This is a genomic window from Mumia sp. Pv4-285 (genome assembly GCF_041320275.1).
Classification (GTDB): Bacteria; Actinomycetota; Actinomycetes; order Propionibacteriales; family Nocardioidaceae; genus Mumia; species Mumia qirimensis.
In genome coordinates, this window is record NZ_CP162023.1 from 4,149,299 (window position 1) to 4,168,770 (window position 19,472).

Below are 19,472 nucleotides of genomic sequence, written 5' to 3' on the forward strand. Positions count from 1 at the left end.
TCACTCGGGCACGCGCAGCAGCGTGACCGCGAAGTCGGCCGAGTCGTCGTACGGCACCAGGTCCCACGTCGCGAAGCGCTGTTCGAGCACGAGTCCGACCGCGGCCACGTCCGCGTCGAGGGCAGCCACCCTGTACGCCCAGTCGGTGCGGAAGCCGAGCACGATCCGCCCACCGGGCCGCACGTGCACACGGAGGCGCTCCAGCACGGCTCGCTCGGACCCGGGCGCGAGGAACACCATGACGTTCCCGGCGGAGACGGCGAGGTCGAACGGCTCGCCTGGGAGGTCGAGTGCGGCGAGATCACCCACCGTCCACGACGGGCCAGGGTGATCCTCCTCGGCGGCGGCGATCAGCTCCGGATCGACGTCGACGCCGACCACCTCGTGCCCAGCAGCGTGCAGGCGCGCGCCCACCCGACCGGGACCGCAACCGGCGTCGAGGATCCGTGAGCCCGGCGGGACCAACGCGTCCACGAGCCGGGCCTCACCCCCGAGGTCGGCGCCCTCGCGCTCCATCGTCCGGAAGCGCTCGACGTACCACTGCGAGTGCCCGTCGGAGGTGTCGGTGAACCAGCGCGGCGTGGAGGTCATGCGTCCATCCTGCCTCGCCCGCGCCGGGCACCGGTACGCTGCCGGCACACGTCACCACCAGGGCGACGCCGTACGACGAGGGTCGCTGTGCTCGAACAGATGGGGCAGTCGGAGGCGACGTTGATCCTGGGTGTGCTCGCGCCGTGGTTCCTCGCGATCGTGCTCGCCGCGCGTCTGCTGGTCGACCGCGTCACCGCAGTGCGCGTGCTCCTGATGATCGTCGTGGTTCTCGGCGGGTTCTGGATCGGGCTCGTCTATCTCGGGGGGTACGCGATCGTCCGCCCGCGGCGACGCCCGGCGGACCGTCCTTCCGACACGCAGAGGCGCTGATCACCCACGAAGCTTCGCGCTGCGGTCGCGCGCGGCGTCGTACAGGTACGACTCGCTCCCCCGCACGCCCTCCGCGAGCGCACGTCCGACGAGGATGATCGCGGCCTGGCGCAACCCGGCGGCCTCGACCTGGTCGGCGATGTCGCCGAGCGTCCCGCGCAGCACGACCTCGCGGGGCTGCGACGCGTTCGCGACGACCGCGACCGGGCAGTCGTCCCCGTACGAGGCGGCGAGCTCGGCGGCCAGCTCGCGCGTCCGCGTGATCGCGAGGTGCAGCGCGAGCGTGGCTCCCGTCGCGGCGAACGCTCCGAGCGACTCGCCCGCAGGCATCGCCGTCGACCGCGCCCGCGTCCGCGTGAGGACCACCGACTGCACCACCTCCGGCACGGTCAGCTCCGCGCCGAGGACCGCGGCCGCGGCGGCGTACGCGGGCACGCCCGGCGTCACGTCCCACGGCACCCCGTGCGCGTCGAGACGGCGCGTCTGCTCGTGGACCGCGGAGAAGAGCGACGGGTCGCCGGAGCAGAGGCGTACGACCTCCAGCCCGGCCGTGTGCGCGTCGACGAGCTCGGCGGTGATCCGGTCGAGGTCCAGGTCCTGGGTGTCGACGAGCCGAGCGCCGTCGCGGCAGCACGACAGCACCTCCGCGTCGAGGTACGTGCCTGCGTACACGCACACGTCGGCCCGCTCGAGCAGCCGGACCGCGCGCACCGTGAGCAGGTCCGCAGCGCCCGGTCCGGCGCCGACGAAGTGGACGGTCACGACCCCTCCTCGATCTGCAGTCCCTTGGTCACGGCCCACTGCACGACGGCGCGGGAGGGCGTCCACCCGGTGAATCCGCCGATCGGCTCGGCGTGCTCGACCTGCAGGCGCGTGAGCTCGCCGCCGCGCTCGGCGTACCAGCGCGTGAGCACGTTCTCCGTCTCGAGCGTCACCCCGTGCGCGACGAGCCGGCCGCCGATCCGCAGCGCGTCCCAGCACGCCTCCAGCACGCCGGGACGCGTCGCGCCCCCGCCCACGAACACCGCATCCGGTCGCAGCAGCTCACCGAGGACCTCGGGTGCGGAGCCTTCGACGACGTCGAGCCCGGGTACGCCGAGCCGCGCCGCGCCCCCGCCCACGAACACCGCATCCGGTCGCAGCAGCTCACCGAGGACCTCGGGTGCGGAGCCTTCGACGACGTCGAGCCCGGGTACGCCGAGCCGCGCCGCGTTGCGCCGGACCCGCGCGGCCCGGTCGGGGTCCCGCTCGACCGCGACGGCCCGCGCGGAGGGGTGCACCCGCAGCCACTCGATGCCGACCGAGCCGGCACCGGCACCGACGTCCCACAGCAGCGCGCCCGGGAGCGGCACCAGTCGAGCCAGCGCCGAGGCGCGCAGGTCGCGCTTGGTGAGCTGGCCGTCGTGCTCGAACGCGTCGTCGGGCAGCCCTCCGACGAGAGGGAGCGGCGCGAGCTCGTACGGCGCGGCGCAGGTGATCGCGACGACGTTCAGCCGCGGCGACTGCTGCCCGCCCCACGTCTCGGCGGCGCCGTCGATCCGGGTCTCCTCCGCGCCACCGAGGTCGCCGAGCACCGTCATCGCCGACGCGCTGTAGCCGGCGTCGACCAGCAACGACGCGACCACACCGGGCGTCGTCTCGTCCGACGACAGCACGAGGAGGCGGCGTCCGGGCGCGAGCCAGCGCAGCACCAGGTGAGGGTCCCGCCCGACGAGGGAGACGACGTCGACACTCTCGGCCGCCCAGTGCATGCGCGCGCGGGCGAGAGCGACCGACGACACGGCAGGGAGCACCTCGACCGCGTCGGCACCGAGCAGCGCCACCAGCGTCGTCCCGATCCCCGACACCATCGGGTCGCCCGACGCCAGCGCGACGACAGACCCGCCCGCGAGCTCGTCCAGCAGCGGTACGAGCCCGTCACGCATCGGTGACGGCCACGTCCGTCGTACCTGGCCCTCGACCTCCGGCAGCAGCGCCAGGTGTCGCGAGCCACCCAGCACCACGTCGGCGGCGTGCACCCGCTCGCGGACGGGCTCCGACAAGCCGGCCCACCCGTCGGCGCCGATGCCGACCACGCACACCCTGGTCATGGCTGGCCACGCTACGTCACGGCCGGCACTCCACCACCGGTGACTCGGCCTGTGGACCGAGGTCAGGGAGCGACGTCCTTGACGTACCTCCGGCACGGCACTCCGAACCGTCCTCCGGCCACCTCCGCCTCGTAGACGAAGCCGCCACCGTCGACCCACCCGGACCGCTCGTAGAAGCGGCGTGCACGTCCGTTCCCCGGCGCGACCGCGAGCCACGCCTGCGCGTGACCGCCCGCAGCGACCCGCCGCTCGGCCTCCGCGAGCAGCATCGGCGCGACAGCTCCACCGCGGAATCCCCGCTCGACGTACACCTGCTCGACCTCGTCGTCGAGGACGATGACGAAGCCCGCCACGGCGCCGTCGACCTCCGCCACGGTCGTGTCCGCGACGCGCGCCAGCGCCCGTTCCTCGAAGGACGGGCGCGAACGCGCGGCCACGAGCGCATCCGGGACCTGACCGAGGTGGCCGTCTCCCCAGCCCTCGTGCCAGATCGCCGCGACCACCGCCGCGTCGTCCGGGTGGGCAGGGCGCAGGTCCGGACGTGCAGGGCTGCTCATGCACGTCAGGCTAAGTCACCCGTGACGGCAGGCCCACCGTCCTCGGTTAGGCTGACGAACCCAGGCTCGAGGTGCCCCTCACGGGGAGAATCGGGAAGCCGGTGAGAATCCGGCACAGGGCCCGCTGCGGTGACCGAGGCGTACGACCTCGGAAGTCCGAAGACCGGCCTCGCGCCTAGCGGTGGCCGCAATCCCGTGGTCGCCGAGACGTTGGCAAAGAGCGCGGGAGCCCCGAATGCCACAGCAGTTCCCTTTCAGTGCCGTCGTCGGTTCCGACACCACGTCCGACTTCGACGCTGCGCCCGACTTCGACGCTGCGCCCGACTTCGACGCTGCGCCCGACTTCGACGACATGGCCCTCGCCCTGGTCCTCACCACCATCTCCCCCGGCGTGGGCGGCGTGCTCGTCCGCGGCGAGAAGGGCACGGCGAAGTCGACGGCCGTACGCGCCCTCGCCGCCGTCCTGCCTCCCATCGACGTGATCGCCGGTGACCGGTTCTCGTCGGACCCCGCCGAGGCCGATCCCCTCTCGCCGGACGGGCCGTTCGGCCCGGACGCCGCGGTCGAGACCCGCCCCGTACGCCTCGTCGAGCTGCCGGTCGGCGCGACCGAGGACCGGGTGCTCGGCTCGATCGACCTCCAGAAGGCGCTCGGTGAGAGCACCGCCGCGTACGAGCCGGGGCTGCTCGCCCGTGCGCACCGAGGCATCCTCTACGTCGACGAGGTCAACCTCCTGCACGACCACCTGGTCGACGTGCTCCTCGACGCCGCCGCGATGGGCCGAGTGACCGTCGAGCGGGACGGCATCTCGGTCGAGCACGCCGCGCGGTTCGTCCTCGTCGGCACCATGAATCCCGAGGAGGGCGAGCTCCGCCCGCAGCTGCTCGACCGGTTCGGTCTGACCGTCGAGGTGAGCGCGCCGCGCGATCCCGCGGTCCGCGTCGAGGTCGTACGGCGTCGGCTGGCGTTCGACGCGGATCCCGCCGGCTTCGCCGCCTCGTACGCCGACGCCGAGGCCGCCCTGACCGCACGGATCCGCGCCGCACAGGGACGGGTCGACGACGTCGCCCTCGACGACGCCGCACTGCTCACCATCGCCGAGGTGTGCGCCGCGTTCGACGTGGACGGGATGCGCGCCGACATCGTCACAGCCCGTACGGCGGTGGCGCACGCCGCGTGGGAGGGGCGCGACCGCGTGACCTCCGCCGACATCCGCGTCGCCGCCCGGCTCGCGCTGCCGCACCGGCGGCGACGCAACCCGTTCGACGCCCCCGGGATCGACGAGGACGTGCTGGACGAGGTGCTGCGAGATGCAGAGCCGGAGGACCCGGGGCCGGACGGGGACGGGGACGGCCCGGGCGGTGGCGGGGGTCTCGATACGCCCTCGCCCAGCGAGGAGGCGCGCAACTCGGTCGACTCGGCCGCCCGAGACGGCCACGAATCGGACGACTCGACCGACGGCGCCCCGCCCGCACCCGGCGTCCCCGCCCCGACCACCGTCGGCGCGGGCACCCCGTACCGTGCCCGGCTCTTCTCCGTCGCCGGCACCGGCACCGGTGACGCCGGCCGCCGCTCACGCGCGATCACGCGAACCGGCCGCCAGATCGGGTCCCGCACCCCCGACGGCGAACCCGGCAGCATCCACCTGCCCGACACGATCCGTGCCGCTGCGCCGCGCCAGGGCGGGCGCGCACGCCGGGGCGCCGCGCTCGCGCTCGCGCCGGCCGACCTCCGCCTCGCGGTGAAGGAGGGACGCGAGTCCAACCTCGTGCTCCTGTGCGTCGACGCGTCGGGGTCGATGGCGGCGAGGCGTCGCATGGAGCAGGTGAAGACGGCGGTGCTCTCGCTGCTGCTCGACGCCTACCAGCGCCGGGACAAGGTCGGACTCGTCACGTTCCGCGGCCACGCGGCGACCGTCGCGCTGCCTCCCACGTCCTCGGTCGAGGTCGCCGCGCGTCGGCTCGAGGAGCTGCCGGCCGGCGGGCGCACGCCGCTCGCCGAAGGCCTGCTCCAGGCGGCGGAGGTGCTGCGCGTCGAGCGCCTACGCGACCCGCGGCGGCGAGCCCTGCTGGTCGTGGTCACCGACGGGCGCGCCACCGCCGGTGCCTCCGCGCGAAGCCGCGCCGCTCAGGCGGCTGCCTCCCTGGCAGGTTCCGGCGTCACCAGCATCGTCGTCGACTGCGAGACGGGACGCTTCACCATGGGCCTCGCCCGGGAGCTGGCCGCTGACCTCGGGGCGGAGTACGTGCCGCTGGGCGAGATCACCGCGGACGGCCTCACCGCCGTCGTGCGCGCACCCCGTACGGCGGTGGCCTGATGCCTCAGGGCCAGCCGGCCGCCGTGCCCGAGGACGGCCTCACCACGCGCCAGCGCCGCAACCGCCCCGTCCTCGCCGTCCACACGGGCGACGGCAAGGGCAAGTCGACGGCTGCCTTCGGCCTCGCGATGCGTGGCTGGAACCAGGGCTGGGACATCGGGGTGTTCCAGTTCGTGAAGTCCGCGAAGTGGCGCATCGGCGAGCAGACCGTCCTCGAGACGCTCGGCGAGCTGCACGCGTCGACGGGCAAGGGCGGGCCCGTCGAGTGGCACAAGATGGGCGCCGGATGGTCGTGGACGCGCAAGGCGGGCAGCGAGGACGACCACGCGCTGGCCGCCGCCGACGGCTGGGCGGAGATCAAGCGTCGCCTGTCCGAGGAGCGTCACGACCTGTACGTGCTCGACGAGTTCACGTACCCGATGGCCTGGGGCTGGGTCGACGTCGACGACGTCGTCGAGACGCTGACGGCCCGTCCGGGTCGACAGCACGTCGTGATCACCGGTCGGCGCGCCGACCCGCGCCTGCTCGACGCCGCGGACCTCGTCACGGAGATGGCGAAGGTGAAGCACCCGATGGACGCCGGCCAGAAGGGGCAGCGGGGGATCGAGTGGTGACCGTGCTGCCGCGGGTGATGATCGCGGCACCGGCCTCGGGTCACGGCAAGACGACCGTCGCGACCGGGCTGATGGCCGCGCTGTCTCGCGCGGGCACCGAGGTCAGCGGGCACAAGGTCGGGCCCGACTACATCGATCCCGGCTACCACGCGCTCGCCACCGGACGGCCTGGTCGCAACCTCGACCCCTACCTCGTCGGCGAGGAGCGCATCGTTCCGCTGCTGCTCCACGGCGCGGGTCCGCTCGGCAGCCGTCCTGCTGCCGAGATCGCTGTGGTCGAGGGCGTGATGGGCCTGTACGACGGGCAGCTGGAGACCGACGGGTTCGCATCGACCGCCCACGTCGCCGCACTCACCCGTACGCCGGTGGTGCTCGTCGTCGACGTCTCGCACGCCTCCCGCACGATCGGAGCGGTCGTCCACGGTCTCGTCTCGTACGACCCCCGCGTCGAGGTCGCAGGCGTGATCCTCAACAAGGCGGGATCGCCGCGGCACGCCGACGAGGTACGCCGCGCGATCCGCGACGTCCCCGTCCTCGGCGTGCTGCACCGCGACGCCGGGATCGAGGCACCGTCGCGCCACCTCGGGCTCGTCCCCGCCGCGGAGCGGGCGGAGGCGGCGCACGCCCTCGACGTCCTCGCGGCGCGGATCACCGACGCCGTCGATCTCGAGGCCGTCCGCCGCATCGCCGCCGGAGCCCCGCCGCTCCACGCGCAGCCGTGGAGCCCGTCGGACGACGTGTCGCCGCCCTCGGCCGATCGGCCGGTGGTGGCGATGGCCGGTGGGCGCGCGTTCACGTTCCGCTACGCGGAGACGGAGGAGCTGCTGCGTGCGGCGGGCTGCGACGTCGTGGCGTTCGACCCGCTGAGCGACGCGGTCCTCCCGGAAGGCACCGCGGGGATCTACCTCGGCGGCGGCTTCCCGGAGGTGCACGCCGCCGACCTCGCAGCGAACGTGCCGTTGAGGTCGGCGCTGGCGACGGCGATCGCCGAAGGTGTCCCGACCGTCGCCGAGTGCGCCGGCCTGCTGTACCTCTGCCGGTCCGTCGACGCCGCCGAGATGGTGGGAGCAGTCGAGGCCGCTGCCGTCATGACGCCGCGGCTCACGCTCGGCTACCGGAGGGCGACCTCGCCGACGGACAACCTCCTGGGTCCGGCCGGCACCACGGTCACCGCGCACGAGTTCCACCGCACGACCGTCGAGCCTGGTGCCGGTGCCGTGGCGGCGTGGGAGCTCGGCGAGCGAGCGGTCGGGTTCGCCGGTCCCACGCTGCACGCCTCGTACCTGCACATCCACTGGGCCGGTCACCCCGCGATCGCCCAGGCGTTCGCCGATGCCGTGCACGGGGGTGGCCAGGCGGCGAGGCCGGCACCCGACCTGCGCCACCACGGAGACGTGGAGGTCCGTGACGGCGACCTGGTCGACCTCGCCGTCAACGTGTGGGACGGGCTGCGTCCCGAGTGGCTCGACGACGCCCTCCGGACGAGCATCGACGACGTCCACCACTACCCCGAGGCCGGTACGGCGGAGGACGCGCTCGCCGCCCGCCACGGCCGTACGCCGGGCGAGGTGCTTGCGACGGCAGGCGCCGCGGAGGCCTTCGGGCTGGTCGCGCGCCTGCAGCCGTGGCGTCACCCCGTCGTGGTCCACCCCCAGTTCACCGAGCCCGACGTCGCCCTAGCCGAAGCCGGGCACACGGTCGCCCACGTGCTGCTCGACGCCGACCACGGATTCGCGCTGGACCCGTCCGCGGTGCCGGCCGACGCGGACCTCGTCGTCGTCGGCAACCCCACCAACCCGACGAGCCGCCTCCACCCGGCCGACGCCGTGCGCGCGCTCGTACGACCCGGCCGGCTCGTGGTCGTCGACGAGGCGTTCATGGACTTCGTCCCGGGCGAGACCGCGTCGCTCGCCGGCGACCGTACGCCCGGTGTCCTCGTGATCCGGAGCCTCACCAAGCTGTGGTCGATCCCGGGGGTCCGCGCGGGGTACGTGCTCGGGGAGCCGGACGTGGTCGCCGCCCTGCGGGCCGCGCAGGCGCCCTGGTCGGTGTCCACGACCGCTGCGGCCGCGATGCGTGCGTGCGCGTCGGAGGCTGCGTCGCACGAGGCCGAGCGGCGCGCGGACACCACCGTGACCCACCGCCAGGCGCTCACCGACGGGCTGGATGCGCTCGGCGTCCCGTACGTCGCCGGACCCGCCGGCCCGTTCGTGCTGGCGCGTCCCGGCGAGGGGGTCCGCGAACGACTGCGCGCGGCAGGACTCGCCGTACGGCGCGGCGACACCTTCCCCGGCCTCGACGCGTCGTGGGTGAGGATCGCCGTCCGTGCGCCCGCCGTCACCGAACGGCTGCTGTCCACCCTCGAGGCGGTGGCGTGCGAACGCCGCCCGATCCGATAGTCTCCACGTACCCGCAACCGAGGAAGCCGGTGTGATTCCGGCGCAGTCGCGCTACTGTGACGCCCCCCAGGGCGAAGCCAGACCCGACGTTGTGGCCATTCCATACGACGCAGGGACGCCGCATCCCTAGGAGGAAACATGTCTCAGGCACACGTTGCCACCCCCATGCCCACGGTCACGACGATCTCCGTACGCGAGCTCGCACCGTGGGCAGCTCTGTTCGGTCTCCTCGCGGTCCTGACGATCTTCTTCGTCAGCGCCGACCAGGGAGCGGTCTCGATCCCGGCGGGCAACGCCATCCATGAGTGGGTCCACGACGGACGCCACCTCATGGGCTTCCCCTGCCACTGATCGCCTGACCTCAGCACCTGACCGCAGCGCCTACCGGCGTTGCGGCAGCTTGCGCTACCCCGAACGGACCTTTCGATGACTCCCCGTACCTTCCTCGTCAACGGCCTCCTGGCCGGCCTCGTCGCGGCGATCGCCGCCTTCGTGGTCGCCTACACCGTCGGCGAACCCCAGATCGACACCGCCATCTCGCTCGAGGAGGCCGCGTCGGCGACGACCTCCGACGGCCACGACCACGCGCACGACCACGACGAGGCCGGCGCGCACACCCACTCGCACGGCGACGGAGGCACCACCGTCTCGCGCGAGCACCAGGCGACCTTCGGGCTCGCCACCGCGATCCTTGCGCTGTCGCTCGCCTACGGCGGCGTGCTCGGCCTGATCGCCGCCTTCGCCACGGGGCGGCTCGGGCGCCTCACGGCCGTGGGGAGCACCGCGGTGGTCTCGCTGATCGCCTTCGTCGCGTACGCCCTCGTGCCGTTCCTCAAGTACCCGGCGACCCCGCCCGCGGTCGGTGACGGCGACACCATCGGCGAGCGCACCGGTCTCTACTTCGGCTTCGTGCTCGTCTCTGTCCTGGTCGCCGCCGCCGCCGTCGTGCTCGCGGTGAAGCTGTTCCCGAAGCTCGGCGGCTACGGGGCGATCGTCTCGGGCGCGGCTGCGTACGTCGCCGTCATGCTCGTCGCTGGAGGCCTCTTCTCGACGGTCAACGAGGTCGGCGACTTCCCGGCTGACATCCTCTGGTTCTTCCGGCGCGACTCGCTTCTCACGGTGGCGACGACGTGGGCGGTGCTCGGCGTCGTCCTGACGGGGCTGGTGCTGCGCTCGCAGAACCAGGTGGCTGCTGCTGCCGAGAAGCGCGAGGCGGCCCTCGCGCTGTGACAGTGGCCCGCGCCGTCGGCATCGCGATCGGCTATGCGCTCGACCGGGTGCTCGGCGACCCAGCGCGCCGGCACCCGGTCGCGGGCCTCGGTCGCGTGGCCGGTGCGCTCGAGCGTCGCCTGTACGCCGACCGCCGCGGGTCCGGTCTCGCGTTCACGGCGCTGCTCGTCGGAGGTACGGCCGCGGCCGGCGTCGCCGTCGAGAGTGCGGGCCGTCAGCGACCTGTCGTGCGCGCGGCGCTCACTGCGGCAGCGACCTGGGTGGTCCTCGGCGGGCGCTCGCTCGAGCGCGAGGCGCTCGCCGTCGTCACGCACCTCGACCGCGACGACCTGCCGGCAGCGCGCCAGCGCTTGACGCACCTGGTCGGCCGCGACACCGCACGGCTCGACGCGTCGGAGGTGAGCCGAGCCGTCGTCGAGTCCGTGGCCGAGAACACCAGCGACGCCGTGGTCGCGCCGTTGGTGTGGGGCGCGTTCGCCGGGGCCCCGGGACTACTCGCGTACCGCGCTGCCAACACGCTCGACGCGATGGTGGGGCACCGCAGCCCGCGGTACGAACGGTTCGGGTGGGCATCGGCCCGGCTGGACGACGTTCTCAACGTCCCCGGGTCTCGCCTGTCGGCAGCCCTCGCCGCGGCGCTCGCCCCGACCGTCGGCGGCCGTCCGGCCGACGCCCTCCGCGCGTGGCGCCGTGACGCCGGCGGACACCCGAGCCCGAACGCGGGACCGGTCGAGGCGGCGTTCGCGGGTGCGCTCGGGATCAGGCTCGGCGGGGTGAACCGGTACGGCGACCGTGTCGAGGACAGGCACGTGCTCGGGGACGGACGCGCGGCCGAGCCCAGCGACGTGGTGCGAGCGGCGCGCCTGGCCCGGAGGGTGGACCTCGCCGCGTGCGCGATCGCGTGCGCGGTCGCATTTCGCCGGGCCCGGCGTCGGTGAGCGCTCTCTGCCGGTGGTGAGCCCGGGCTACAACACTCGCTCACCACCGGCGGAGCGGGCTCACCGCACGAGTGCGCGGACCCAGGCAGCGGCAGCGGCAGGATCGCCGACGGTCTCGACGGCAGCGAGCGCCGTCAGGCGCCGTACGACGACGACCGGGATCCCCAGCTCGTCGGCGGCAGCCATCTTGGGCCACGTGTAGCGTCCGCCGGAGTCTTTCGTGACCAGCACGTCGATACCGTGGTCGCGCATGCGGGCGCGCTCGCCGTCGAGGGCGTACGGCCCCCGGTCGAGGAGGACCTCCCAGCCCTCGGGGACCGCGATCTCGGGCGGGTCGACGACGCGGACGAGCGCCGCACGGTCGCGCAGCGGCTCGACGAACCGGTCGAGCGGCTGGCGGCCGACGGTGAGGAACGGCCGTTCGCCGCGAGCAGCGGCCTCCCGCGCCGCGACGTCGTGGCCGTCGACCCAGGTCCAGCGGTCGGCACCGGGGGCCGCGGCCCAACCGGGACGCTCGAGACGGAGCAGCGGTACGCCGTCGGCCGCGCACGCCGCGACCGCGTTCACCGAGATGCCCTCCGCGAACGGGTGGGTGGCGTCGACCACCGCGGCGATCCCGTGGTCCTCGACGTACGACCTCAGCCCGTCCACTCCCCCGAACCCACCGACCCGGACCTCGCCGACCGGCAGCCGCGGACGCGCGACACGGCCGGCCAGCGACGAGACGACCGCGACACCGCCCGCGTGGAGAAGCGTGGCGAGCTCACGCGCCTCCGCCGTACCGCCGAGCACCAGGACGCTCACCCGACACCGCCGGGCGCCACGACAGGGAGGTCGGCCGGAGCACCCTCCTCGATCAAGGACAGCACGGCGTCGACGTCGACGTTCTCCTCGATCAGGTCGGCCAGGAGGTCGAGCCGCGCGGACCGGGCGTCGGCGAACGAGACGTCCCCCGGTGTCCAGGGTCGCCCGACCGCAGCGGCGACCTCGGCGAGGAGAGCTCGCCGCAGACCGTCCGACTCGAGGCTGCCGTGCCACATCGTCCCGGCCACGACTCCCCGGCGCGCACCGCCGAGGAACTCCTCGTCGTCTCCACGGGTGATGCGGCCGTGATGGATCTCGTACCCGTGCGCCTCCGCGCCGAGCGCCGTGCCCGACGGCAGGCGCAGCACCTTGTCGGCGCCGAAGGTCGTCGTGACGTCGAGCAGCCCGAGCCCCTCTGCAGTCGCGCCGGCCTCGCCCTCGACGCCGTCCGGATCGGCGATCGTCCGGCCCAGGATCTGGAACCCGCCGCAGATGCCGAGCACCGGCCGTCCGGCGCGCGCGTGCGCGGCGACAGCGACGTCGAGACCGCGGTCGCGCATCCACGCGAGATCGGCCAGGGTCGCACGGGTCCCCGGGACGACCACGAGATCGGCCTCCGCGACGCGGCGCGGATCGCTCACGAACGTCACGTCCACGCCCGGCTCCAGTCCCAGCGCGTCGACGTCGGTGAAGTTGCTGATCCGCGGCAGCCGTACGACGGCGACTCGCAGCGGGTTGTCGGACGCGCCGGCGGCACCACGAGAAGCGACATCCATGCCGTCCTCCGAGTCGAGCCAGACGTGCGGGCTCCACGGCAGCACACCCAGCACGGGACGCCCGGTCGTACCAGCGATCGCGACGTTCGCCGGGGCGAGGAGCGACTCGTCGCCGCGGAACTTGTTGATCACGAATCCCGAGATCAGCGCTTGGTCCTGCGGCGAGAGCAGCGCGACGGTGCCGTGCAGTGCGGCGTACACCCCTCCCCGGTCGATGTCGCCCACCACGAGCACCGGCATCGACGCGTGCTGCGCGAGTCCCATGTTGACGTAGTCGCTGTCGCGCAGGTTGATCTCGGTCGGGCTGCCCGCGCCCTCGCAGACGATCACGTCGAAGCGTTCGGCCAGGTCGTCGTACGCGGCGAACGCCGCCTCGGCGAGGTGCTCCCGCCCGCGGGTGAAGTCGCGAGCGTCCAGCGTCCCGCCGGGGTGTCCCATGACGACGACGTGGCTGCGCCGGTCACCGCCGGGCTTGAGCAGGACCGGGTTCATCGCAGGCTCGGGAACGGCGCCCGCGGCGACGGCCTGGATCCACTGCGCACGACCGATCTCGGCGCCCTGACCGTCCGCACCGGCTCCACCCATCGCGCCGGCCCCGGCGACCACCATCGAGTTGTTGGACATGTTCTGGGCCTTGTACGGCGCCACCTTCATGCCCCGCCGCGCGAGGAGGCGGCACAGCCCGGTCGTCACGACGGACTTGCCCGCGTCGGAGGTCGTCCCGGCGATCATCAACGAGCGGGCGGTCATGAGGACCAGCGTAGGAGTCTTGCCGCGTTCGGCCCGATCCGGGCAGCTAGTCCGGAAGGTCCATGGCGGCGAGGCGGTCCTGATCCGTCGTCGACACGATCTCGACGATGCGGCCGTCGACCACGGTGCAGGCCATCACGGCCACCGGCCGCCCACCCTGGCCCACCGCCAAGATCCCCGGCTCGCCGTTCACGAGCACGGGGCGCGACGTCGCGGTCGCGCCGGCCGCGAACTGCACCCGCGACGCGACCTCGGCCGCACCCAGCCGTACGACGAGCCCTCGCGCGGAGTAGCCGCGCCACCTGACCTCCGGGTCGAGCACCCGCAGCAGCCCTTCGAAGTCACCGGCCCGCGCTGCTGCGAGGAACGCGTCGACGACGGCACGCGCTCGGCGCCGTTCGTCGGAGGGACGCGGGGCCGCCTGCACCTTCCGGCGCGCCCGGCTGGCGAGCATCTTGGACGCGTCGGTCGACCTGCCGAGGATCTGACCGATCTCGTCGAACGGCACCGCGAACATGTCGTGCAGCACGAACGCCAGGCGTTCGGCGGGGCCGAGCGAGTCGAGCACGACCAGGAGCGCCACCGCGACCGAGTCGGCGAGCACCGCATCGTCCTCGGGCGCTCCTTCGTCCTCGGTGACGACGAAGTCGGGCAGGCGCTCGCCGTACGGCGCCTCGGGGTGGGCCGCGCGTGCACGCAGCATGTCGATGCAGACCCGGCCGACGACGGTGGTCAGCCATCCGGACAGGTTGTCGATCGTCGCCGCGTCCTGGCGCATCAGTCTCAGCCACGCCTCCTGCACCGCGTCCTCGGCGTCCGTCCGCGATCCGAGCATGCGATAGGCCACCGCCTCCAGGCGCCCGCGCTGCTCCTCGAAGGCTCCCGCCAGGGCGTCGTCCCCCACGTCCGATCCCGTCATGCCGTTACCTCCTGCCAGCCAGGTCCGTCATACCTGATGACGGGCTCGCAAGGGCAGACGTAACAGAAAGCGGAAGCTCATGGACCTCGCACTGTGGATCATCGCCGGCCTCCTGGCAGCAGTCTTCCTCCTGGCAGGGGCGAACAAGCTCTTCGTTCCGCGGGAGACGCTGGCCAAGGCTCCTGGCGGGGGTTGGGTCAACGACTTCAGCCCACGCTTCATCAAGACCCTCGGCGCGCTCGAGATCCTCGGCGCGCTCGGCCTGATCCTGCCGGCCGCCCTCGGCATCGCACCGGTCCTGGTCCCGCTCGCCGCCGTCGGCCTGGCGACGATCATGGTCGGCGCGGCGATCGTGACGTCCCGCCGGCACGAGGTCGCGCACGCGATCCTGGACCTGACGTACCTCGCCCTGATCGTCTTCCTGGCGGTCGGCCGGTTCGGTCCGGAAGCATTCGGGTGAGGCAGTCCCCCCGCCGGTCGATGGTCTCGATCGCTTCGCGCCTCGACCAACCGCACCCCCGCTGGTCGAGGAGGGCGAGGAACGAGCCCGTCTCGAGACCAGGTCTCGATCGCTTCGCGCCTCGACCAACGGGGGGAAGGGCGCCTCGACCAGCGGAGAAGAAGGGCTCGACCAGTGAAGCGGTCAGGCGGGGGGCAGCAGGAGCGAGCGGATGGTGTCGGTGAACGCGTGCACGTCGATGCTCGGGTCGAGCGACCGCTGCGCGCCCAGCCCGATGCCGAGGCTCAGCAGCACCAGCGCGACCTGGTCGGCGGGCACCGCGAGGCGCATGCCGGTTCGCTCCTGCATGTCGAGCAGCATCGCGGCGATGGACTCGCGGATCAGCCGGTGGCGGGCGGCGAGCTCCGTGGCGACGAAGGGACTGGTGCGGACCACGGCGGCGAACTCGACCTCGAGCGCGGTCCAGCGCGGCTGTCCTAGTCGGACCTTGAGCCAGCCCTCGAACGCGTTGAGCGACTCCTCGTACGTCGTGGCCGAGGTCAGCGCCTCGAGCACCTCGACCACCATCTCGCCGTGGATCTCGTCGAGGACGGCGAGTCCGAGCTCTTCCTTGCTCTTGAAGTTCGAGTAGACCGCGCCCTTCGAGAACCCGGCCTCCACGGCGACGCGCTCGAGGCTGGTCGCGGCGTAGCCGTCGTGGAGGAAGAGAGCACGGGCCGTCGCGATCAGCGACTCGCGCGTCTGCGCCTGACGTGCCGCCCGGATGGACATCGGCCCTCCTCGTTCCGCAATATGACATCAAGAGTGTTGCATCCCGCTCGGATACCGTTAGTATCTGACTCGTGATCACCCAAGATATCGTCATCGTCGGCACCGGGTTCTCCGGCATGGGCATGGCCATGAAGCTCGCCGAGGCAGGGCGCGACGACTTCGTCATCCTCGAGAAGGCCGACGAGGTCGGGGGCACGTGGCGCGACAACACCTACCCGGGCTGCGCGTGCGACGTGCCGAGTCACATGTACTCGTTCTCGTACGAGCTCAACCCGCGCTGGTCCAACTCGTTCTCGGGCCAGCCCGAGATCTGGGACTACATGCGCAAGGTCGCCGACGAGCACGGCATCCGCAAGCGCATCCACTTCGGCAAGGAGGTCGTCGGTGCCCACTGGGACGACGACCGCCGCCGCTGGGAGGTCCACACGGCCGACGGCGACGTGTACGACGCACGCGTGCTGGTCTCGGGCATGGGCGGCCTCCACATCCCGAACGTCCCACACATCGAGGGCGCCGAGTCCTTCACCGGCGCGCGATTCCACTCCGCCGAGTGGGACCACGACGTCGACCTGACCGGCAAGCGGATCGCCGTCATCGGCACCGGGGCGAGCGCGATCCAGTTCGTCCCGATCATCGCCGAGCAGGCGTCGCACCTCACGCTCTTCCAGCGGACGCCCCCGTGGGTCCTCCCGAAGCGCGACAAGCCGATCGGCGCGACGAAGCAGACGATCCTCGAGAAGGTCCCCGGCGCCAACCGCGTCTACCGCGACGCCCTCTACTGGGCGCTCGAGTCGCGCGCGATCACCTTCAACGGCCACGTGCCCGCGTTCCTCCGTATCGCCGAGAAGGTCGTCCACGCCCACATTGCACGCCAGGTCGACGACCCCGAGATCCGCGCCAAGCTGACGCCCGACTACCGCCTGGGCTGCAAGCGCGTGCTGCAGTCCAACGACTACTACCGCACGTTCAACCGCGACGACGTGACGCTCGAGACGACACGCGTCGCCCGCATCGTCCCCGAGGGCGTCGTCGATGCGGACGGCACGCTGCACGAGGCCGACGTCATCGTCTACGGGACCGGCTTCCACGTCGTCGACGCGTTCGACCACCTCAACATCACCGGCCGAGGCGGCGTGCCCATGGCGGAGCAGTTCCGACGTGACGGGGTCGAGACCTACCTCGGCATCAACGTCAGCAACTTCCCCAACCTGTTCCTGATGCTCGGCCCCAACACCGCGCTCGGCCACAACTCGGTGGTCTTCATGATCGAGCAGCAGGCGAAGTACATCGTTCGCTCGCTCGACACGATGGACCGTCTGCGCGCCGACGTGATGGAGCCGACGCGACTCGCTCAGGACACCTACAACGCCGACATCCAGGAGCGGGTCAAGAAGGGCATCTGGACCCAGGGCGGCTGCACCTCGTGGTACCTCGACAGCCAGGGCAACAACCGTACGATCTGGCCGAAGTTCACCTTCCAGTACTGGTGGGACACCCGCAAGGTCCGCGAGGAGGACTACGTCTTCGAGCGTGCTGCGCGCACGGATAAGGTCGCAGCATGATGGGCACAGCATGAGCCTGCCTCCAGGACCACGGTGGCCCGCTTCCGTCCAGACGGTGGCGTTCCTCGCGTTCCGGGGGCCGTTCTCCCGCATGCTCGTCCGCCGGTACGGATCCGCGTACACGATCCGCATCCACCCCGGCCCACGCACGATCGCGACGGTCAGCGAGCCGGAGCACATCAAGCAGGTCTTCGGCGGCGACGCGACCGAGTTCCACGCCGGCGAGGGCAACCAGGTGCTGCGTCCGGTGATGGGCGACCACTCGGTGCTGCTGACCGACGAGGCGGAGCACATGCGGGCGCGCAAACTGCTGATGCCCGCGTTCAACGGGGCGTCGCTGCGCGGATACCGCGGGCTGGTCGACGCGCTCGCGAAGGCAGAGGTCGACCGCTGGCGCGACGGCGAGCGCCTCGTCACCCACGACCGCATGAACGCTCTCACGCTGGAGGTGATCCTCCAGGTCGTGTTCGGGGTGACCGACGAGGAGACCCTCGACTCGCTCCGCCCGCGCATCCGACGGATGGTGGAGATCGACCCGGTGATGTTCGTCGGTTGGATCTTCCCCAGGCTGCGCCGGTACGGGCCGTGGAAGCGCTACTTCGACAACCAGCGACAGGTCGACCGGCTCCTGTACGCCGAGATCGCCGCGCGACGCGAGGTGCCCGACCTCGATGCCCGCACGGACGTGCTCTCCCGGCTGCTCGGCGTCCGAGCCCAGGACGACGTCGCGTCCCTGACCGACCCCGAGCTCCGCGACCAGCTCGTCACGCTGCTCCTCGCCGGGCACGAGACGACGGCGTCCGCCCTGTCGTGGACGCTGTACGAGCTCGGGGCCAACCCCGACGTCCAGGCCGACGCCGTGCGGGCCGCGGACACCGGGGACGAGGCGTTCCTCGAGGCGTGCCTCAAAGAGGGCATGCGGCTCCATCCCGTGATCGACTCCGTCGTGCGGCGCCTGACCACGCCGCAGCGGATCGGGCCCTGGGAGCTCCCGGCGGGCACCGTCGTCTCACCGTCGATCGCCGGCGCTCAGGCGTCGTCCGCCAGCTTCGCCGAGCCGCGTCGGTTCCGGCCGCGGCGATTCCTCGACGACGACATCGCGCCCAACACGTGGCTCCCCTTCGGCGGAGGGGTGCGCCGGTGCATCGGCGCCGGCTTCTCGCTGCTGGAGGGTACGGCGGTGCTGAAGGAGATCCTCACCCGCTACCGCGTGAGCGTGGACGGCGAGGAGATCGACATGCTCCGCAACATCACGCACGTCCCGAAGCACAAGGCCGTCGTCAGCCTTCACGCCCGGTGAGTGACACCCCTCCCCGCTAAGCGCTCGCTTAGGTAGGGTCGGGTCATGCGTGCAGTCCAGATCACATCGTTGGAAGGTCCCTCCGCCGTCGAGGTCGTCGACATCGACGCACCCGAGCCGGGTCCTGACCAGGTCGTCATCGACGTCCGGGCGTCGGGTGTCTCGTTCCCGGAGGTCCTCCAGACCCGCGGGCTCTACCAGGTGAAGCCCCCGCTCCCGTTCGTCCCCGGCTCCGAGATCGCCGGCGAGGTGGTCTCCGCGCCTTCGGGCTCGGGCTTCTCCACCGGTGACCGCGTCGCCGCGTTCCCGATGCTCGGCGGGTTCTCGGAGCGCGTCGTCGCCAACCCCGACATGACCTTCCACCTCCCGGACAACCTCTCGTACGAGGAGGGTGCCGCGATCCCGCTCAACTACCTCACGGCGCACTTCGCGCTGCTCAAGCGCGGCTACCTCCGCCACGGCGAGTCCGTTCTGGTCCAGGGAGCCGCCGGCGGCGTCGGCACGGCGTCGATCCAGATCGCCAAGGCGTACGGCGCGGGTCAGGTCATCGCCGTCACCTCGACCGACGAGAAGGGTGAGGTGGCCAAGGCCGCCGGCGCCGACGCGTACGTGCTGGTCGACGGGTTCAAGGACGCGGTCAAGGACCTCACCGGTGGACGCGGCGCGGACATCGTGGTCGACCCGGTCGGCGGTGACCGCTTCACCGACTCGCTCCGTGCGCTCGGCGACGACGGTCGCCTGCTGGTCATCGGGTTCACCGCCGGCGCGATCCCCGAGGTGAAGGTCAACCGACTGCTGCTCAACAACATCGACGTCCGCGGCGTCGGCTGGGGAGCGTACGTGATGAAGCGGCCCGGCTACGTCGCCTCGCAGTGGCAGGAGCTCACGCCGCACCTCGAGGCGGGCTCGCTGACGCCGCCGATCGGCGCCCGGTTCCCGCTGGAGGACGCGGCGAGCGCCCTCGCGTCGATCGACAACCGCGAGGCCGTCGGCAAGGTCGTCCTCGTCCCCTGACGCCGGACGCACGAAGAGGGTGCGTCGCGCCGGATTCCCCCGTGGTCCGG

19 protein-coding genes and 1 riboswitch are annotated in these 19,472 nt (G+C 72.5%); of the genes, 11 read left to right on the plus strand and 8 right to left on the minus strand.

Annotated features, from left to right (window positions below):
• The gene (locus AB3M34_RS19885; protein ID WP_370616555.1) at positions 1 to 591 is read right to left on the minus strand and encodes a class I SAM-dependent methyltransferase; all 591 of its coding nucleotides are present in this window, start codon (positions 589 to 591) and stop codon (positions 1 to 3) included.
• An 87-nt stretch (positions 592 to 678) separates the two neighbouring features.
• Here AB3M34_RS19885 and AB3M34_RS19890 point away from each other — a divergent pair, with 87 nt between their 5' ends.
• A complete protein-coding gene (locus tag AB3M34_RS19890; RefSeq protein ID WP_370616557.1) occupies positions 679 to 921 on the plus strand; it encodes a hypothetical protein in 243 nt (80 codons plus the stop codon).
• Here the strand turns inward: AB3M34_RS19890 and cobM are convergent, their stop codons facing one another.
• The 3 genes from cobM to AB3M34_RS19905 all read right to left on the minus strand — a co-directional run bounded on the left by cobM (position 922) and on the right by AB3M34_RS19905 (position 3,568).
• Complete coding sequence (gene cobM, locus AB3M34_RS19895) at positions 922 to 1,683, minus strand: precorrin-4 C(11)-methyltransferase (RefSeq protein WP_370616558.1); 762 nt, start codon at positions 1,681 to 1,683, stop codon at positions 922 to 924.
• The gene (cbiE, locus tag AB3M34_RS19900; RefSeq protein WP_370616560.1) at positions 1,680 to 3,011 is read right to left on the minus strand and encodes a precorrin-6y C5,15-methyltransferase (decarboxylating) subunit CbiE; all 1,332 of its coding nucleotides are present in this window, start codon (positions 3,009 to 3,011) and stop codon (positions 1,680 to 1,682) included. The genes cobM and cbiE overlap by 4 nt, the downstream gene beginning before the upstream one ends.
• Positions 3,012 to 3,073: 62 nt before the next feature.
• A complete protein-coding gene (locus tag AB3M34_RS19905) occupies positions 3,074 to 3,568 on the minus strand; it encodes a GNAT family N-acetyltransferase (RefSeq protein ID WP_370616562.1) in 495 nt (164 codons plus the stop codon).
• 52 nt (positions 3,569 to 3,620) lie between these two features.
• Positions 3,621 to 3,754, plus strand: a riboswitch (cobalamin riboswitch).
• Between the two features lie 49 nt (positions 3,755 to 3,803).
• On the opposite strand from AB3M34_RS19905, the gene AB3M34_RS19910 reads away from it, so the two are divergent.
• From AB3M34_RS19910 to AB3M34_RS19935, 6 genes are all read left to right on the plus strand, one after another.
• Positions 3,804 to 5,885: a VWA domain-containing protein gene (locus AB3M34_RS19910; protein WP_370616564.1), complete on the plus strand. Its 2,082-nt coding sequence runs from the start codon at positions 3,804 to 3,806 to the stop codon at positions 5,883 to 5,885.
• A complete protein-coding gene (gene cobO, locus AB3M34_RS19915; protein ID WP_370616565.1) occupies positions 5,885 to 6,499 on the plus strand; it encodes a cob(I)yrinic acid a,c-diamide adenosyltransferase in 615 nt (204 codons plus the stop codon). Before AB3M34_RS19910 ends, cobO begins: the two co-directional genes overlap by 1 nt.
• 17 nt (positions 6,500 to 6,516) lie before the next feature.
• On the plus strand, positions 6,517 to 8,898 hold the full coding sequence (locus AB3M34_RS19920; protein ID WP_370620081.1) for a cobyrinate a,c-diamide synthase: 2,382 nt from the start codon (positions 6,517 to 6,519) through the stop codon (positions 8,896 to 8,898).
• Between the two features lie 138 nt (positions 8,899 to 9,036).
• Positions 9,037 to 9,249 carry a CbtB domain-containing protein gene (locus tag AB3M34_RS19925; RefSeq protein WP_370616566.1) on the plus strand — a complete coding sequence of 71 codons (213 nt, stop codon included), beginning with the start codon at positions 9,037 to 9,039 and terminating at the stop codon, positions 9,247 to 9,249.
• Between the two features lie 75 nt (positions 9,250 to 9,324).
• A complete protein-coding gene (locus tag AB3M34_RS19930) occupies positions 9,325 to 10,128 on the plus strand; it encodes a CbtA family protein (RefSeq protein ID WP_370616568.1) in 804 nt (267 codons plus the stop codon).
• The gene (locus tag AB3M34_RS19935; RefSeq protein WP_370616569.1) at positions 10,125 to 11,066 is read left to right on the plus strand and encodes a cobalamin biosynthesis protein; all 942 of its coding nucleotides are present in this window, start codon (positions 10,125 to 10,127) and stop codon (positions 11,064 to 11,066) included. Before AB3M34_RS19930 ends, AB3M34_RS19935 begins: the two co-directional genes overlap by 4 nt.
• 60 nt (positions 11,067 to 11,126) lie before the next feature.
• Here the strand turns inward: AB3M34_RS19935 and AB3M34_RS19940 are convergent, their stop codons facing one another.
• The 3 genes from AB3M34_RS19940 to AB3M34_RS19950 are packed head-to-tail and all read right to left on the minus strand — an operon-like array spanning position 11,127 to position 14,315.
• Positions 11,127 to 11,870 carry a cobalt-precorrin-6A reductase gene (locus AB3M34_RS19940; protein WP_370616571.1) on the minus strand — a complete coding sequence of 248 codons (744 nt, stop codon included), beginning with the start codon at positions 11,868 to 11,870 and terminating at the stop codon, positions 11,127 to 11,129.
• Positions 11,867 to 13,396, minus strand: coding sequence for a cobyric acid synthase (locus tag AB3M34_RS19945; RefSeq protein WP_370616572.1), 1,530 nt, complete (start codon positions 13,394 to 13,396; stop codon positions 11,867 to 11,869). The genes AB3M34_RS19940 and AB3M34_RS19945 overlap by 4 nt, the downstream gene beginning before the upstream one ends.
• Positions 13,397 to 13,442: 46 nt before the next feature.
• On the minus strand, positions 13,443 to 14,315 hold the full coding sequence (locus tag AB3M34_RS19950) for a sigma-70 family RNA polymerase sigma factor (RefSeq protein ID WP_370616574.1): 873 nt from the start codon (positions 14,313 to 14,315) through the stop codon (positions 13,443 to 13,445).
• Positions 14,316 to 14,394: 79 nt separating this feature from the next.
• Between AB3M34_RS19950 and AB3M34_RS19955 the strand changes: the two genes are divergently transcribed.
• A complete protein-coding gene (locus AB3M34_RS19955; RefSeq protein WP_370616575.1) occupies positions 14,395 to 14,775 on the plus strand; it encodes a DoxX family protein in 381 nt (126 codons plus the stop codon).
• Positions 14,776 to 14,958: 183 nt separating this feature from the next.
• Here AB3M34_RS19955 and AB3M34_RS19960 read toward each other — a convergent pair whose 3' ends face one another.
• Entirely contained in the window at positions 14,959 to 15,546 is a 588-nt protein-coding gene (locus tag AB3M34_RS19960) for a TetR/AcrR family transcriptional regulator (protein WP_370616577.1), read from the minus strand.
• A 71-nt stretch (positions 15,547 to 15,617) separates the two neighbouring features.
• On the opposite strand from AB3M34_RS19960, the gene AB3M34_RS19965 reads away from it, so the two are divergent.
• Genes AB3M34_RS19965 through AB3M34_RS19975 form a run of 3 tightly spaced genes read left to right on the plus strand, consistent with a single transcriptional unit; the run spans position 15,618 to position 19,422 of the window.
• Positions 15,618 to 17,108 carry a flavin-containing monooxygenase gene (locus tag AB3M34_RS19965; protein ID WP_370616579.1) on the plus strand — a complete coding sequence of 497 codons (1,491 nt, stop codon included), beginning with the start codon at positions 15,618 to 15,620 and terminating at the stop codon, positions 17,106 to 17,108.
• A 10-nt stretch (positions 17,109 to 17,118) separates the two neighbouring features.
• The gene (locus AB3M34_RS19970) at positions 17,119 to 18,408 is read left to right on the plus strand and encodes a cytochrome P450 (RefSeq protein ID WP_370616580.1); all 1,290 of its coding nucleotides are present in this window, start codon (positions 17,119 to 17,121) and stop codon (positions 18,406 to 18,408) included.
• Between the two features lie 45 nt (positions 18,409 to 18,453).
• Positions 18,454 to 19,422: an NADPH:quinone oxidoreductase family protein gene (locus AB3M34_RS19975; RefSeq protein ID WP_370616582.1), complete on the plus strand. Its 969-nt coding sequence runs from the start codon at positions 18,454 to 18,456 to the stop codon at positions 19,420 to 19,422.
• Positions 19,423 to 19,472: the final 50 nt, after the last annotated feature.